The sequence below is a fragment of the Streptomyces sp. PTY087I2 genome (assembly GCF_001687325.1).
Taxonomy (GTDB): Bacteria; Actinomycetota; Actinomycetes; order Streptomycetales; family Streptomycetaceae; genus Streptomyces.
Genome location: NZ_LZRD01000006.1, coordinates 158,509 through 173,678, shown reverse-complemented (window position 1 = coordinate 173,678; position 15,170 = coordinate 158,509). Strand labels below are relative to the sequence as shown.

At 71.7% G+C, this 15,170-nt stretch carries 13 protein-coding genes; 11 read left to right on the top strand and 2 right to left on the bottom strand.

The genetic code is table 11. The annotated features are described in order from the left end of the window. Positions 1 to 49 precede the first annotated feature (49 nt). A complete protein-coding gene (locus tag A3Q37_RS08155) occupies positions 50 to 1,663 on the bottom strand; it encodes a S8 family peptidase (RefSeq protein ID WP_065479893.1) in 1,614 nt (537 codons plus the stop codon). Positions 1,664 to 2,032: 369 nt separating this feature from the next. Here A3Q37_RS08155 and A3Q37_RS08150 point away from each other — a divergent pair, with 369 nt between their 5' ends. The 3 genes from A3Q37_RS08150 (at position 2,033) to A3Q37_RS08140 (ending at position 5,658) form a co-directional block, all read left to right on the top strand. Beyond that, positions 2,033 to 3,265 (top strand): metallophosphoesterase, encoded by a 1,233-nt coding sequence (locus A3Q37_RS08150; protein WP_065479888.1) that lies wholly within the window; start codon positions 2,033 to 2,035, stop codon positions 3,263 to 3,265. Positions 3,266 to 3,320: 55 nt separating this feature from the next. Beyond that, positions 3,321 to 3,926, top strand: a complete 606-nt coding sequence (locus A3Q37_RS08145) for a TetR/AcrR family transcriptional regulator (protein ID WP_065479885.1) — start codon at positions 3,321 to 3,323, stop codon at positions 3,924 to 3,926. A gap of 73 nt (positions 3,927 to 3,999) precedes the next feature. Continuing rightward, positions 4,000 to 5,658 (top strand): acyl-CoA dehydrogenase family protein, encoded by a 1,659-nt coding sequence (locus A3Q37_RS08140; RefSeq protein ID WP_065479883.1) that lies wholly within the window; start codon positions 4,000 to 4,002, stop codon positions 5,656 to 5,658. Positions 5,659 to 5,811: 153 nt separating this feature from the next. Here A3Q37_RS08140 and A3Q37_RS08135 read toward each other — a convergent pair whose 3' ends face one another. Continuing rightward, entirely contained in the window at positions 5,812 to 6,546 is a 735-nt protein-coding gene (locus A3Q37_RS08135) for a TioE family transcriptional regulator (RefSeq protein WP_065479880.1), read from the bottom strand. A gap of 58 nt (positions 6,547 to 6,604) precedes the next feature. Here A3Q37_RS08135 and A3Q37_RS08130 point away from each other — a divergent pair, with 58 nt between their 5' ends. The 8 genes from A3Q37_RS08130 to A3Q37_RS08095 all read left to right on the top strand — a co-directional run bounded on the left by A3Q37_RS08130 (position 6,605) and on the right by A3Q37_RS08095 (position 15,078). Beyond that, a complete protein-coding gene (locus A3Q37_RS08130) occupies positions 6,605 to 7,798 on the top strand; it encodes an erythromycin esterase family protein (protein ID WP_065479877.1) in 1,194 nt (397 codons plus the stop codon). Positions 7,799 to 7,899: 101 nt separating this feature from the next. Further along, the gene (locus A3Q37_RS08125; RefSeq protein ID WP_065479874.1) at positions 7,900 to 8,799 is read left to right on the top strand and encodes a TIGR03620 family F420-dependent LLM class oxidoreductase; all 900 of its coding nucleotides are present in this window, start codon (positions 7,900 to 7,902) and stop codon (positions 8,797 to 8,799) included. Between the two features lie 262 nt (positions 8,800 to 9,061). After that, positions 9,062 to 9,823, top strand: a complete 762-nt coding sequence (locus A3Q37_RS08120) for a DeoR/GlpR family DNA-binding transcription regulator (RefSeq protein ID WP_010059206.1) — start codon at positions 9,062 to 9,064, stop codon at positions 9,821 to 9,823. Positions 9,824 to 9,943: 120 nt separating this feature from the next. Then, entirely contained in the window at positions 9,944 to 11,311 is a 1,368-nt protein-coding gene (locus A3Q37_RS08115; RefSeq protein WP_065479871.1) for a sugar ABC transporter substrate-binding protein, read from the top strand. Beyond that, entirely contained in the window at positions 11,308 to 12,270 is a 963-nt protein-coding gene (locus A3Q37_RS08110; RefSeq protein ID WP_065479868.1) for a carbohydrate ABC transporter permease, read from the top strand. The genes A3Q37_RS08115 and A3Q37_RS08110 overlap by 4 nt, the downstream gene beginning before the upstream one ends. Next, on the top strand, positions 12,267 to 13,151 hold the full coding sequence (locus A3Q37_RS08105) for a carbohydrate ABC transporter permease (protein WP_065479866.1): 885 nt from the start codon (positions 12,267 to 12,269) through the stop codon (positions 13,149 to 13,151). Before A3Q37_RS08110 ends, A3Q37_RS08105 begins: the two co-directional genes overlap by 4 nt. After that, positions 13,148 to 14,137, top strand: coding sequence for a zinc-dependent alcohol dehydrogenase family protein (locus A3Q37_RS08100; protein ID WP_065479863.1), 990 nt, complete (start codon positions 13,148 to 13,150; stop codon positions 14,135 to 14,137). The genes A3Q37_RS08105 and A3Q37_RS08100 overlap by 4 nt, the downstream gene beginning before the upstream one ends. Next, positions 14,134 to 15,078, top strand: coding sequence for a PfkB family carbohydrate kinase (locus A3Q37_RS08095; protein WP_065479860.1), 945 nt, complete (start codon positions 14,134 to 14,136; stop codon positions 15,076 to 15,078). The genes A3Q37_RS08100 and A3Q37_RS08095 overlap by 4 nt, the downstream gene beginning before the upstream one ends. Positions 15,079 to 15,170: the final 92 nt, after the last annotated feature.

The following is a 15,170-nucleotide window of genomic DNA, read 5'->3' as shown; positions in this document are numbered from 1 at the left end:
CCGGTGAGGTTCGCGGAGAGGCTCACCGGCCCGGGAGGCGCGGGGTGGTTCAGAACTGGAGGGACCAGGAGTTGATGTAGCCGGTGTCGTTGACCCAGTTGTCGGTGACGCGCAGCTTCCAGACGCCGTTGGCGGGCTTGCCGGAGGCGTCGACCGTGAACGTGCCCTGGACGTTGTCGGCGCTGTCGTTCGGGTTGAAGTTCTTCAGGACGGCCACGCCTCCGCCCGGGGGCAGCAGTTCGACCTTGAGGTCACCGCGGAAGGTGTGGCGGATGTCGAGGGTGACCGACAGGTTGGCGGGGGCGTTGCCATCGATGCCGGTCACGGTGATGGGGGACTCGACGGTGGCGTTGTCGCGGATCTGGACCTGACCGGTGCTCTCGAACCTCTTGCCGGGAGGGTCGGTCGGGTCCTCACCGCCACCGGCGCCGGTGTAGAGCAGGCGGTTGGGTGAGCCGGGGCGGGCGTCGCTGATCTTGTCCGGGGTGGCGTCGGCGACGAGCTTGTCGCGGACCTGGGCGGGGGTGAGCGACGGGTTGGCGGCCAGGAGCAGGGCGGCGGCACCGGCCGTGTGCGGGGATGCCATGGAGGTGCCGCTCATGGACTGGTTGGCGCTGTCGCCCGCGTTCGACGTGGAGATGATCTTGTCGCCGGGGGCGAAGATGTCGAGGCAGGTGCCGTAGTTGGAGGCCTGGCCGTTGCTCCAGCCGGTGGCGCGGGCGTCCGAGCTGTTCGTGGCGCCGACGGTGATCGCCGCCGGGGTGGACGAGGGCGAGTACTGGCAGGAGTCGGCGTTGTTGTTCCCCGCCGCGACGACCCAGGTGATGCCAGAGGCGATGGAGTTGCTGATCGCGTCGTTGATGGACTGGGTCTTGCCGCCGCCGACACTCATGTTGACCACGGCGGGCTTCTTGGCGTTCTTGGTCACCCAGTCGATACCGCGGAGGACCGGGTCCCAGGTGGTGCCGGAGCTGCCCTGGCAGTTCAGTACGCGGACGCTGACGATCTTGGCGCCCTTGGCGACCCCGTAGGAGCTGCCCGCGGCGGTACCGGCGACGTGCGTGCCATGCCCATGACAGTCCGAGGCGTTGGAGTCGTTGTCGATGAAGTCGTAGCCGCTGGTGGCCCGGCCGCCGAAGTCGCCGTGGCTCATACGGACACCGGAGTCGACGACGTAGACCGTGACGTTGGAGGCGTCACTGGGGTAGGTGAAACTCCTGTCCAGCGGAAGGTTGCGCTGGTCGATGCGGTCCAGGCCATAACTGGGCGGATTGGGCTGGGTGCCGGTGGCGTACGCCGCGCCGTCGGCTTCCACGCGGGCCACCGAGGGGTCGGCGGCCAGGCGCTTCGCCTTCTCCTCGCTCATCTTCACCGAGAAGCCGCGCAGGGCGGTGGTGTAGGTGCTCCTGACCTGGCCCGCGTGGCGCTGGGACAGGGACCGCGCGACGGAGGGTATCTCGGTGCGGGCCACGGAGTCCTTGAGTGTGACGATGTAGGAGCCTTCGACCGCGTCGGGGCGGTCCGCACCGACGATGCGGCCTTCGCCGCCGCCCGGCGGTACGGGCACGGCCGTGGCCCCGGCGGTCGAGGCGGCACCGACGAGCAGGGCGGCACCGGCGCCGACGGCGAGCAGTCTCCGCAAGGTGCGAACTGGACGATCCACAGCTTCTCCTCTTGATGCGTCAGACCCGGTCGGGCCTGGTGGGGGTGGACCGCACGGCGCGCGGGCACCACGGAAGAGGCGTGGTGACGGGAGATGACGCCGGGCGGCCGCGGGGATGACCTGTGATGGGCTTTGCCGCCCAGAGTTTGCGGCGCTCGGACGGCGCCTATCAATACGTAGCGCTACCTAAAGGAACGGCGGTGCGACGGCTGCGGCGAGAGGCCCCAGGTACGGGGCTCCCCCTCGGCGTCGCGGACCGACCCCCCGAAGCGGATCCTGCGCTCTGCGAGAGAATCCGGCAGTGCGGCCGGAGCAGAAGCAGGGCATCGGCGGCGGGATCCGCCCAGGAAGAACCTCAGGAGGGCAAGCGTGACCGAGACCAGCGATACCCGATCCGCGGACAGCGCGGCAGACGGCGCGGCGCAAGCAGAGCCGCGGAGTCGGCTACAGCGGCTGATGCGCTACATCCCCCTGGTCGCCCCCGTCCTGCTGTGGGCCGTGCCGTGCTGGGTGCTCCTGTACGGCGGTCAGCACTGGCCCCTCCCCGTCTCACTGGCCGGCACCTCGCTGTTCGTCCTCGGGCTGGTCGGGATGCCTGTCGCGATGGCGCGGGGCCACGGCCGGCGTCAGCAGGACCGGGCGGCGATCGTCGGGGACACGCTGCTCGGCGGTATATGGGTCCTGTTCACCTGGTCCGTTCTGCTCGGCGTCCTGTTGCGGCTCGCCCTGACCGTGGCCAGTGTCGGCGACGGGCAGGACCGGGCGCGCATCGTCACCTGGGCCGTCCTCGGCGTCGCCGCCGCGCTGCTGGCCTGGGGGTACGCCGAGGCCCGACGCGTGCCACGGGTCCGCCGTCTCGACGTGGAACTCCCGCGTCTGGGGGCCGGGTTGGACGGCACCCGGGTCGCCCTGATCACCGACACGCACTACGGCCCGCTCGACCGCGCCCGCTGGTCCGCACGCGTCTGCGACACCGTGAACACGCTGGACGCCGATCTCGTCTGCCACACCGGCGACATCGCGGACGGCACGGCCGAACGCCGCCGTGCCCAGGCCGCTCCCCTGGGCACGGTGCGGGCCACCCGGGCCCGGGTCTACGTCACCGGCAACCACGAGTACTACAGCGAGGCCCAGGGCTGGGTCGACCTGATGGACGAGCTGGGGTGGGAGCCCCTGCGCAACCGCCATCTGCTGCTCGAACGCGGTGGTGACAGCCTCGTGGTCGCCGGCGTCGACGACGTGACCGCCGAATCCTCCGGGCTGGCGGGCCACCGCGCCCACCTCGCGGGAGCCCTCGACGGCGCCGATCCGGATCTCCCCGTCCTGCTCCTCGCCCATCAGCCCAAGTTCATCGACCGGGCGGCGGCCCACGGCATCGACCTCCAGCTCTCCGGCCACACGCACGGCGGCCAGATCTGGCCGTTCCACTACCTGGTCCGCGTCGACCAGCCGGCAGTCGCCGGGCTCAGCAGCCACGGCGCACGCACCCTCCTCTACACCAGCCGTGGCACCGGCTTCTGGGGCCCGCCCTTCCGGGTCTTCGCCCCCAGCGAGATCACCCTGCTCGTCCTCCGGTCCCCGCAGGGGGCTTCCACGGCCTGAGGCGGAAGGCGCACCGGCCATGGCGGGAAGCCCTGAATGATGGTTCACTTCTTTCATGGCCTACCGCAAGACCCCCGCCGAGACGCGGCGCCTCGAAGCCGCCCGGGAGCATCTCGTCGTCCGTGCCACCGAGGTCGTGGCCGAGGTCGGCTGGGCGCAGGCGTCCGTGACCGCGGTCGCCGACGCGGCCGGCATGGCCGCCGGCTCCGTCTACCAGCACTTCTCGTCCAAGTCCGCGCTGGCCGTGGAGGTCTTCCGGCGCGCCGCGCAGCGCGAGGTGGAGGTGCTGGGCGATGTCCTGGAGGGCGACGGTGATCCGGCCGACCGGTTGCGGCGGGGGGGGGGGGGGTTCGCCCGCCGTGCCCTGGAGAACCACGGTCTGGCGTACGCGCTGCTCGCGGCGCCCGCCGAGCCGGCGGTCGGCGCGGAGCGCCTGGCCTTCCGACGCCGCTACCGGGCGCTGTTCGCCTCGGTGATCGACGAGGGGGTCGCCGCGGGCGAGTTTCCCGGCCAGGACGCGGAGATCACCGCCGCCGCGCTCACCGGCGCCATCGGCGAGGTCCTCGTGTATCCGCTGAGCACCTCGGCCGCGCAGGACGCGGACCTGCTCGTCGCCGAGCTGACCGCCGTGGCCCTGCGCTGCGCCGGCGCGGCTCCGTGACCCGGTCCGCTCCCTCCCCGTCCCCGCACCCGGTGTGTCCCGCCCCGCCGTCCCGCCTCCCGGAGGAGATCCGATGTCCACGCCCACCGCACCACGCAGCAACCCGACCGCAGTGACGCACGAGGTGACCAATCAGCCGCCTCCGCTCACCGGTCACGACGCGGCCGACGACGCGGTGCTGCTCGAAGGGGTACGCCGCGAGGGCGCCGAGTGGCACGTCGAGGAGTTGCACCGCTTCGGGCGGTACGTCGGCGGCGAGGAGGCGCAGCACTGGGCCGACCAGGCCAACCGGCACGAGCCGGAGCTGCGCACCCACGACCGTTTCGGCCACCGGATCGACGAGGTCGAGTTCCACCCGGCGTACCACGCGCTGATGGACGCCTCGGTGCGGGCCGGGCTGGCGGGCGCCGCCTGGGCCGACGAGCGCCCCGGGGCCCATGTCGCCCGGGCCGGCGGTTTCATGCTGGCCACGATGCTGGAGCAGGGGCATCTGTGCCCGGTCTCGATGACGTACGCCGTCGTCCCGGCGCTGCGCCGCTCCCCCGACCTCGCGAAGACGTACGAGCCTCTGCTGACCAGCCGGGTGTACGAGCCGGGGCTGAGCGCCCCCGCCGCAAAGCGCGGTCTGCTCGCCGGGATGGGGATGACGGAGAAGCAGGGCGGCACCGATGTGCGTGCCAACACCACGGCCGCCGTCGAGCAGGCCGACGGCACCTGGCGGCTGCGCGGGCACAAGTGGTTCACGAGCGCGCCGATGAACGACCTGTTCCTGGTGCTTGCCCAGTCGCCCGGCGGTCTGTCGTGCTTCCTGGTGCCGCGTGTGCTGCCGGACGGGAGCCGGAACACCTTCCGTATCCAGCGGCTCAAGGACAAGCTCGGCAACCGGTCCAACGCGTCCAGCGAGCCGGAGTTCGACGACACCGTGGCCTGGCTGGTCGGTGACGAGGGCAAGGGCGTGCGCACCATCATCGACATGGTGACGATGACCCGGCTCGACTGTGTGCTCGGGTCGGCCGCCGGGATCCGTGCCGCGCTCGCGCAGGCGGCCCACCACGCGCGCCACCGCTCGGTGTTCGGCGTCGAGTTGATCGACCAGCCGCTGATGCGCAACGTCCTGGCGGATCTGTCCCTGGAATCCGAGGCCGCCACGACTCTCGCCCTGCGCCTGGCGGGGGCCGCCGACCGCGCGCACCGGGGCGACGCCGGGGAGCGCGCCTTTCTCCGGCTGGCCACCGCCATCGGCAAGTACTGGGTGTGCAAGCGGCAGCCCGTCGCGGTCGCCGAGGCGCTGGAGTGCCTGGGCGGCAACGGTTACGACGAGGCCTCCGGGATGCCCCGGCTGTACCGCGAGGCCCCGCTCAACGGCATCTGGGAGGGCTCCGGCAACGTCAACGCCCTCGACATGCTGCGGGCGTTGACGCGGGAGCCCGAGTCCCTGGAGGCCCTGAGCGCGGAGATCGGGGCGGCCGCCGGTGCGGACGCGCGCCTCGACGCGGCCTGGCGGGAGCTGCGGGCCGAGCTGGCCCGCCCCGAGGACGCGCAGCTCCGGGCCCGCCGGGTCGTCGAACGGGCCGCTCTCGTCCTCCAGGGCTCGCTGCTGGTACGCCACGCTCCGGCGGCGGTGGCCGACGCGTTCTGCGCGTCCCGCCTCGCCGGGGACCAGGGGCTGGCGTTCGGCACCCTTCCGGCGGGCACGGATTTCGCGGGCCTGCTGGAGCGGCTGCCCGCCTGACCGGTCCGATCACGTGCCATGCGGCCGGTTCGCAGGCCGACCGGTCCGCTCATGTGCCGTGCGACCGGTGCGCCGCCCGGCCGATCCGCTCACGTGCCGGGGAGCCGGTGCCGCCTGGCCCATCCGCTCATGTGCCGTGCGGCCGGTGCGGGCCTACGCCCGCGCCGGCCCTTCCCGTTCGCGCAGGTAGGCATCCAGCTCGGCGGCCCCGGCCAGCATCGCGCGCCCACGGGCGGCCAGCCGGGCGTGCCAGTCGTGCAGGGCAGCGGCCAGCGGTCCCAGACCGCCGGCCGCCCGCACCTGGGCGATGAGCGGTGCGATCTGCTCCAGGCGGTACCCGCCCCGCCGGAGCTGGTGGGCCAGTGCCGCGTCCCGTACGTCGGCCGCGTCGTACACCCGGTATCCGGTACGCGGGTCGCGGCGCGGGGTCACGAGCCCGGCGCGCTCCCACTTCCGCAGCGTGGCGGGTTTGATGCCCAGCTTTCCCGCCAGCGGTCCGACGAACATCGCGCCGGGGCCCGCCCCGTCGTCGCGTGCGGGGCCCAGGTCGCGGAGGGCCCGCTCGACGGCATCCAGCGTCCTGCGGTCCTCCAGGAGCTGGGCGTGGCTCTCGTCGACGAGCCGGAACGCCTCCGCCGGCTCGTCGCGGTTCACCGCCCGCATGATCGCCGTCGCGGTCGCGTGCCCATGGCCGGGGATCAGGGCGAGAAACGTCCCCAGCGCCTGCGCGTGCAGCGGCGTGTAGGTGCGGTAGCCATTCGCGGTGCGTCCGGCGGTCGGGAGGATCCCCGCCTCCTCGTAGTTCCTCACCGCCTGCATCGACAGACCGTGCCTGCGGGCCAGATCGACGGGGCGCAGGCGACCTCGTGTTTGAGGGTTCTGCCTCATACACCCGAGGATATCGCGCGAAAGTTTCCACCGAGGGTTCAACGATACGGTGGAAGCCATGGCCAACGACATCAAGGACATCGCCCACGCCGTCGACGCCGCCTCCGTCATGAGGCTGTTCGCCTCCCCGCCCCGGCTGCTGACCCTGGGCGAGCCCACCCACGGGGTGGACGCCCCGCTCCGCCTGCGTAACGCCCTCTTCCGGCAGTTGGTCGAGCAGGAGGGGTACCGGGCCATCGCCGTCGAGAGCGACTGCGTGGCGGGACTGCTGGTGGACGACTACGTGACGACGGGCGCGGGCGCCCTGGACGACGTACTGGAGCGGGGGTTCACCCACGGGCTCGGGGCATCCGCCGCCAGTCGTGAACTGGTGTGCTGGATGCGCGCGTTCAACGACGGCCGGCCCGCGTCCGACCAGGTCCGGTTCGCCGGCTTCGACGGCCCGCTGGAGATGGCCTGGGCCGCGAGCCCCCGCGCGACCCTCACCGCACTCCACCGCACCCTCACCGACCATGTCGACCCGGGGCTGATTCCCTGCACCGCCGAAACGCTCGATCGTCTGCTGGGCCCCGACGACCGGTGGACCGACCCCGCCGCGATGCTGGACCCGTCCGCGTCCTTCGGACGGTCGGCGGAGGCCGGGGAACTGCGGCTGCTCGCCGACGACCTGGAGGCGCTGCTCCATGCCTGGACGCCGCATCTGATCGCGGCGACCTCACGGGATGCGTTCGACCGGGCGCGGCTCCAAGCCCGCGCCGCCTCGGGGCTGCTGCGGTACCACCACTGGATGGCCGACGCCTCGCCGAGTCGGCTGGCGCGACTGACGGGCCTGCGGGACCAGATGATGGCCGACAACCTCCTGGCGCTCGCCGAGCGGGGGCCGGTTCTGGTCCACGCACACAACAGCCATCTCCAGCGCGACATCAGCTCGATGCGGATGGGCGGGCAGCGGCTGGAGTGGTGGAGCGCGGGCGCCATCGTGAACACTCGCCTGGGCGATGAGTACGGCTTTTTGGCCACCGCGTTCGGCACGATGCGGCATCAGGGGGTCGGCGTCCCGCCGCCGGACACCCTCGAAGGGGCCCTGTACGCGCTGCCGGCCGCGACCTGCCTGGTGGACGCTTCTCAGGCGGCCGCCGCCACGGGCCCCGTACAGCGCACGTCCCCGTACTTCGGCTATGCCCCGCTCGATCCGGCGCATCTGGCGCGCATCGACGGGATCGTGTTCATGAAGGACGTCCCCGAGGACTGAGACCGCTCGTCACGGCCCCGGCGGGATCGGGCCCGCGCATCCGGTCGGGTGAATGACCCTCCCGGCAGGAATAGCCGGGCCAGGTCATTGTTGATGACACCATGACTTCTGAGACGACCGGAACGGGCAGCACCTTCGGACGCGTGGGGATCTGGAGCAGCGCTCTGCACGCGTCGCGCGTGGACGACGCGGGCGGGAAGGCGATCGCCGACGCACTCGCCGAACTCGATGAGCTGGGGTACGGCACCGTCTGGGTCGGGGGCAGTCCGACGCCCGGGGACGCCGCCGCCGTCGTGGCAGCCACCCGCTCGATCACCGTGGCCACCGGCATCCTGAGCATCTGGAACCACACGGCGGAGGAGGTGGCGGCCGCGGTCTCGGCGATCGACCCGGACGCGCGCCGCCGCTTCGTCCTCGGGCTGGGCGTCAGCCACGGTCCGATGGCGCCGCAGTACGCGAAGCCGTACAGCGCGATGGTGGCCTATCTCGACGCGCTCGACGCCGCCGAACCGTCCGTGGGCTCCGGGCACCGGGTCCTGGCGGCTCTCGGGCCGAAGATGCTGAAGCTCGCGGCCGACCGGTCGCTGGGCGCGCACCCGTATCTCGTCACCACCGAGCACACCGCTGAGGCCCGTGCGGCGCTCGGCCCCGGCGCGCTGCTCGCCCCGGAGCTGACCGTGGTGCTGGACACCGACCTCGACCGGGCCCGCACGACCGCGCGGACCATGCTGGGGATGTATCTCCAACTGCCCAACTACACGGCCAATCTGCTGCGCCTCGGGTTCACGGAAGGCGACTTCGACGGCGGCGGCAGCGTCCGTCTCCTCGACGCCCTCTTCGCGCTGGGCGACGCCGAGCACGTGACGCGCCGGACGCGGGAGTACCTCGACGCGGGCGCTGACCATGTCGCGTTGCAGGTCCTCACCGCCGACGAGGGCGGCGCCGGCCTGCCGCGCGCCGAATGGCGTCAGCTGGCCGAGGCGTTCGGCACCGGACTCTGACAGCCGGCGCACCCGCGTCCCGCACTTCGGGCACCATTCGGGCGACGAAGACGGGAAAGCGGGCGGCCCGGACAGCTGACGCGGCGGCCGTCCGGGCCTGACCAGCATGTTCACCCCCGGAAAGCGGGCACGAACGGGCCGAGGGGATTCGGTGAAGCAGCTGGTCGTGGCCCCTGGACTGCTTGTACAAACGACACATGAGCCCGAACGGACATGCGGGCTCCGCCCGAAACGGGCGCAGCAGCGACCAGGGAAGTGCGCCGTGGACACCGAGGAACGCCGTCGGGGAATTCTGGACACGGCCCGGCGGGAGGGTTCGGTCGGGGTGAACGCCCTCGCCGACCTGTTCAAGGTGGCGAAGGAGACCGTCCGCCGCGATCTGCACGTACTGGAGGAGCACGGGCTCGTCCGCCGGACCCACGGGGGCGCCTACCCGGTGGAGTCGGCCGGTTTCGAGACCACGCTCGCTGTCCGCACCACCCGTAACGTTCCGCAGAAGTCGCGCATCGCGGCCGCCGCGGCCGATCTCCTCGGTGACGCCGAGACGGTCTTCGTCGACGAGGGCTTCACCCCGCAGCTCGTCGCCGAGGCGCTTCCCCAGGACCGGCCGCTGACCGTGGTCACCGCGTCCCTGGCCGTCGCCACCTCCCTCGCCGCGGTCGAGAAGACCTCGGTGCTGCTGCTGGGCGGCCGGGTCCGGGGCTCGACGATGGCGACCGTCGATCACTGGGCCTCCCGGATGCTCTCGGAATTCGTGATCGACCTGGCGTACGTCGGGGCCAACGGCATCTCCCGCGAGTACGGTCTCACCACCCCGGATCCCGCCGTCGCCGAGGTCAAGGCGCAGGCGCTGCGCAGTTCGCGGCGGAGGATCTTCGCCGGGATCCACAGCAAGTTCGGTGCGGTGAGCTTCTGCCGGTTCGCCGGGGTCGGTGACTTCGAGGCGATCGTCACCGACGCCGGACTCCCCTCGGCCGAGGCCCAGCGCTACTCCCTGCTCGGCCCCCAGGTCATCCGCGTCTGACGGTCCCCATCGCCCGCAGGAAGCCCCACCACCGCTCCACTCCCCCCGTCCGCCGGGGCGTGGTCCGCCATGCCCGCATCCACCCGATCACCGAGCCGCTACGACTGATCAGGAGCCCCCATGCCTCATCCAGGACGCCGCCGCCGACCACGTATGCGGGGGCGCGCGTGCGCCGTGACCGCCGCACTGGCCCTGCTCGCCACCGGCTGCGCCGGAGCGGGCGGGACCTCCTTCGGGGGCGGTGACGCGCTGAACGTACTGATGGTGAACAACCCGCAGATGGTCGAGCTCCAGAAGCTCACCGCGAAGCACTTCACGAAGGAGACCGGCATCAAGGTCCACTTCACGGTGCTGCCCGAGAACGACGTACGCGACAAGATCAGCCAGGACTTCTCCAACCAGGCCGGCCAGTACGACATCGCCACCATCAGCAACTTCGAGCTGCCGTTCTTCGCGAAGAACGGCTGGCTGCACCCCCTCGACGACTACACGAAGGCCGATACGGCCTTCGACCAGGAGGACATTCTTCAACCGCTCCAGGACTCGCTGACCGCCGAGGACGGCAAGCTCTACGCCCAGCCCTTCTACGGCGAGTCGTCCTTCCTGATGTACCGCAAGGACGTCTTCGAGAAGCAGGGCCTCACGATGCCCGCGAAGCCGACCTGGGAGCAGGTGGCGAAGCTCGCCGAGCAGACGGACGGCGCGGAGCGCGGGATGAAGGGCATCTGTCTGCGCGGGCTGCCCGGCTGGGGCGAGGTCATCGCCCCGCTGACCACCGTCGTCAACACGATGGGCGGCACCTGGTTCACCGAGGACTGGGAACCGCGCCTGACCGCACCGGAGTTCAAGAAGGCGACGAAGTTCTACGTCGATCTCGTGCGCGAGCACGGAGAGCTGGGCGCACCGCAGTCCGGGTACGCGGAGTGCCTGAACAACATGACGCAGGGCAAGACCGCCATGTGGTACGACGCCACGGCGGGCGCCGGATCCCTGGAGGCGAAGGGCTCCCCGGTGAAGGGGAAGATCGGGTACGTCCCCGCCCCCGTCGAGCGCACCAAGAGCTCGGGCTGGCTCTACACCTGGGCCTGGGGTCTCCAGAAGGCGTCCAAGAAGGCCGACGACGCCTGGAAGTTCGTGTCCTGGGCCTCCAGCAAGGAGTACGAGGAGCTCGTCGGCGCCACCAGCGGCTGGTCCAACGTCCCGGCGGGCAAACGGGCTTCGACCTACGCCAACCCCGACTACCGGGCGGAGGCGGGGGCGTTCGCCGATGTCACCGAGCTGGCGATCTCCGAGGCCGACCCGAAGAACCCGGGCACCCAGCCCCGCCCGACGGCGGGCATCCAGTTCGTCGGCGTACCGGAGTTCACCGATCTGGGCACCCGGGTGGCGCAGGAGATCAGCGCCGCCATCGCGGGCCGCCAGTCGGTGGACGCCGCGCTCGACGCCTCCCAGAAGCTGGCCGAGAAGGTCGCGGAGGAGTACCGATGACCGTCACCGCAACGAGAGAGACCACGGCCTCCCCGCAGGCCCCGGCGAAGCAGCCGGACGGCGGCAGGCGGCGCGCCTGGGCGACCCGCGCGCCTCTGCTGCCCGCGCTGATCTTCCTGATCGCCGTCACCCAACTGCCCTTCGTGGCCACGCTGGTGATCTCGCTCTTCGACTGGAACTCCCTCAAGCCGGAGAAGCGCCACTTCACCGGTCTGTCCAACTACGCGTCCGTCTTCACCGACGAGGCGTTGCGCGAATCGGTCGTGACGACCGTCGTCCTGACCGCGACCGTCGTGATCGTCAGCGTCGTGCTGGGACTGGTCTTCGCGCTGCTCCTGGACCGCACCTTCTTCGGCCGGGGGTTCGTGCGCACCCTGCTGATCACTCCGTTCCTGCTGGTGCCGGTCTCCGCGGCGCTGCTGTGGAAGCACGCGCTCTACAACCCGGAGTACGGGCTGTTCAACGGGGCGCTCACCTGGTTCGGCGAGCTGTTCGGCATCGAGTCGATCGCCCAGCCGGAGTGGACCTCCGAGATGCCGCTGATCGCCATCGAGGCGTCGCTCGTGTGGCAGTGGACGCCGTTCATGATGCTGATCCTGCTGGCCGGACTGCAAAGCCGGCCGGCGGAGATCATCGAGGCCGCGCGGCTGGACGGGGCCGGGCCCTGGCAGATATTCCGCCATCTGACCCTGCCGCATCTGCGTCGCTACCTCGAACTCGGCATCCTGCTCGGGTCGGTGTACATCGTGCAGAACTTCGACGCGGTGTTCACGATCACCTCAGGCGGTCTGGGCACCGCCAACCTCCCGTACACCGTCTACGAGACCTTCTACCGGGCCCATGAGTACGGGCTGGCGTCGGCGGCGGGCGTGGTCGTGGTGATCGGCACGATCATCATCGCCACCTTCGCGCTCCGGGTGGTCTCCTCCCTCTTCCGTGAGGAGGCGAGCCGCGCATGAGCGCCTCGACCGTGACTTCCCCGTCCGTCACCTCGCCCGTCAACGGGCCCGAGCGCAAGGCCCGTCGGCGCTCGGCGGCCCTGGGCGTGGTCGCCTGGGTGGTGGGCATCGGCTTCTGTCTGCCGGCCCTGTGGATGGTGCTGACGTCCTTCCACGCGGAGGCCGACGCGGCGACCAACCCGCCGTCGCTCGCCGCCGCCCTGACCCTGGACGGCTACCGCACGTTCTTCGGCGGCGGGGGCGGCCCGACCCCGTGGCCCCCGCTGGTCAACTCGCTGGCCGCGTCGTTCTTCTCGACCGTGCTGGTGCTGCTGCTCGCGCTGCCCGCCGCGTACGCGCTGTCGATCCGCCGGGTGCGCAAGTGGACGGACGTGATGTTCTTCTTCCTGTCCACCAAGATGCTGCCCGTCGTCGCCGGGCTGCTGCCGGTGTATCTGTTCGCGAAGAACACGGGGCTGCTGGACAACATCTGGCTGCTGGTCCTGCTCTACACCTCGATGAACCTGCCGATCGCGGTGTGGATGATGCAGTCCTTCCTCGCGGACGTGCCCGTCTCCATCATCGAGGCGGCGCAGGTCGACGGGGCCCGGCTGCCGACGGTGCTGCGCCGGGTCGTCGCCCCGGTCGCCGGTCCCGGGATCGCCGCGACCGCCCTGATCTGCTTCATCTTCAGCTGGAACGAGCTGTTGTTCGCACGGGTGCTGACCGGTGTGGTCGCCGGAACCGCCCCCGTCCATCTGACCACCTTCGTCACCAGCCAGGGTCTCTTCCTCGCCCAGCTGTGCGCGGCGTCCGTGGTCGTGTCCCTGCCGGTGCTCGTCGCCGGCTACGCCGCCCAGGACAAACTCGTCCAGGGCCTCTCGCTGGGAGCAGTCAAATGAGGGCAGCCATCGTCGAAGCCGTCGGCAAGGTCTCCGTGACCACCGTGCCGGACCCCACGCCCGGTCCGCGTGACGTGGTCGTCAAGGTGGCGTCGTGCGGGCTGTGCGGGACCGATCTCCACATCCTCCAGGGCGAGTTCGCGCCGACGCTGCCGATCGTGCCGGGGCACGAGTTCGCCGGGGAGGTCGTGGGGCTCGGTGCGGACGTCACCGAGCTGGCCGTCGGCGACAAGGTGGCCGTGGACCCCTCGTTGCACTGTCACGAGTGCCGCTACTGCCGCTCCGGCCGGGGCAACCTCTGCGACAACTGGGCGGCGATCGGCGTCACCGTGCCCGGAGGTGCGGCCGAGTACGCGGTGGCGCCCGTCGCCAACTGCGTACGGCTGCCGGAGCACATCGACGTCCGGGACGCGGCGCTGATCGAGCCGCTGTCCTGCGCGGTGCGCGGCTACGACGTCCTCAACGGCAATCTCGGGGCCCAGGTGCTGATCTACGGCTCCGGGACCATGGGGCTGATGATGCTGGAGCTGGCCAAGCGCACCGGCGCGGCGTCGGTGGACATGCTGGACGTCAACCCCCAGCGCCTCGCCACCGCGACGACGCTCGGCTGCACCGGCGCCGCGGCCCGCGCCGAGGAGCTGGAACGGCCGGGCGGCTGGGACGTCGTCATCGACGCCACCGGCAACGCCGCCGCGATCCAGGACGGGCTGGGGAGGGTCGCCAAGGGCGGTACGTTCCTCCAGTTCGGGGTCTCCGACTACGCGACGACGGCGGTGATCGAGCCGTACCGGATCTACAACCAGGAGATCACCATCACCGGGTCGATGGCGGTCCTGCACAGTTACGAGCGGGCCGCCGCGCTCTTCGCGAGCGGGGTGCTGGACCCGTCGGTGTTCATCAGCGACCGGCTGCCGCTGGAGCAGTATCCGCAGGCGATCGAGCGCTTCCAGGCGGGTATCGGCCGCAAGATCGTGGTGCAGCCGTGACGGACACCTCGCCCTCGGGTCCCGGCCCCGCCCGGGACCCCGGCCCGGTCCTCGTGCTCGGCGAGGCGCTGGTGGATCTGGTGCCGGCCGGGGACGACGCCGCGGTCCGGGTGGCCCAGCCGGGCGGTGCGCCGGCGAACGTCGCGGTGGGTCTGGCCCGCCTCGGCGGGCGGCCGTCCTTCGTGGGCGGGCTCGGCGACGACGCCTTCGCGGACGACATCGAGGCGTGGCTGACCGGTGCGGGCGTCGATCTCTCGCTGAGCGCCCGCTCGCCGCTGCCCACGGCGCTCGCGGTGGCCGACCCGGGTGTCCACGGGAACACGTACCGCTTCCATCTCGGGGACACGGCGACCTTCGCGCTGCCCGACCGCGCGGCGGAGGTCACGCGTTTCGGCGCGGTGTACGCGGGCGGGCTCGCCGCAGTCGTCGGACCGGCGGCGGAGGTCGTGGCCGCCACCGCGCGGGCGGCGGCGCGGGGCGGGGTGCTCGCGGTGGACCCCAATGTGCGCGAGGACCGCACCCTGGACCCCGTACGGAGCGTGGAGCGGCTGCGCGAGCTGTGCGCGCTCGCGCGGGTCGTGAAGGCGAGCGACGAGGATCTGGTACGGCTGTGGCCGGACGCGGAGCCGGAGGCGAGCTGCCGCAGGCTTGCCGCGCAGGGGCGGCTGGTGGTGCTGACCCGGGGTGCGCGGGGTGCCGTCGCGTACGTCCAGGACGCCCCGGCGATCTCCGTGCCCGCCCGTCCGGTGCGGGTGGTGAACACCATCGGCGCGGGTGACGCGTTCATGGCGGGGGTGCTGACCTGGCTCGGGGCGGAGACCGGGTGGCGGACCGAACTGTCCGGCGAGGAGGCGCAGGCGATGCTGGAATACGCGGCCGCGACGGCCGCCTCGGTCTGCGCCAGGGCGGGAACGGAACCCACGGCCCCGCTTGGGGTGTGAATCGGGCGCCCACCGGGCATCAGGAGGAGGACCCGAGTTCCGCACGGCCCTCCCCCGGCCCACGGGAACCGCCGCGGCCCCACCGGGCTCAG

What these genes read in the sequence shown, in the direction of transcription:
- A3Q37_RS08125 (WP_065479874.1), top strand. Translation starts at nt 7,900, where the DNA reads ATGACTTCTGAGACGACCGGAACGGGCAGCACCTTCGGACGCGTGGGG.
- A3Q37_RS08145 (WP_065479885.1), top strand. Translation starts at nt 3,321, where the DNA reads ATGGCCTACCGCAAGACCCCCGCCGAGACGCGGCGCCTCGAAGCCGCC.
- A3Q37_RS08105 (WP_065479866.1), top strand. Translation starts at nt 12,267, where the DNA reads ATGAGCGCCTCGACCGTGACTTCCCCGTCCGTCACCTCGCCCGTCAAC.
- A3Q37_RS08140 (WP_065479883.1), top strand. Translation starts at nt 4,000, where the DNA reads ATGTCCACGCCCACCGCACCACGCAGCAACCCGACCGCAGTGACGCAC.
- A3Q37_RS08130 (WP_065479877.1), top strand. Translation starts at nt 6,605, where the DNA reads ATGGCCAACGACATCAAGGACATCGCCCACGCCGTCGACGCCGCCTCC.
- A3Q37_RS08100 (WP_065479863.1), top strand. Translation starts at nt 13,148, where the DNA reads ATGAGGGCAGCCATCGTCGAAGCCGTCGGCAAGGTCTCCGTGACCACC.
- A3Q37_RS08110 (WP_065479868.1), top strand. Translation starts at nt 11,308, where the DNA reads ATGACCGTCACCGCAACGAGAGAGACCACGGCCTCCCCGCAGGCCCCG.
- A3Q37_RS08135 (WP_065479880.1), bottom strand. Translation starts at nt 6,546, where the DNA reads ATGAGGCAGAACCCTCAAACACGAGGTCGCCTGCGCCCCGTCGATCTG.
- A3Q37_RS08115 (WP_065479871.1), top strand. Translation starts at nt 9,944, where the DNA reads ATGCCTCATCCAGGACGCCGCCGCCGACCACGTATGCGGGGGCGCGCG.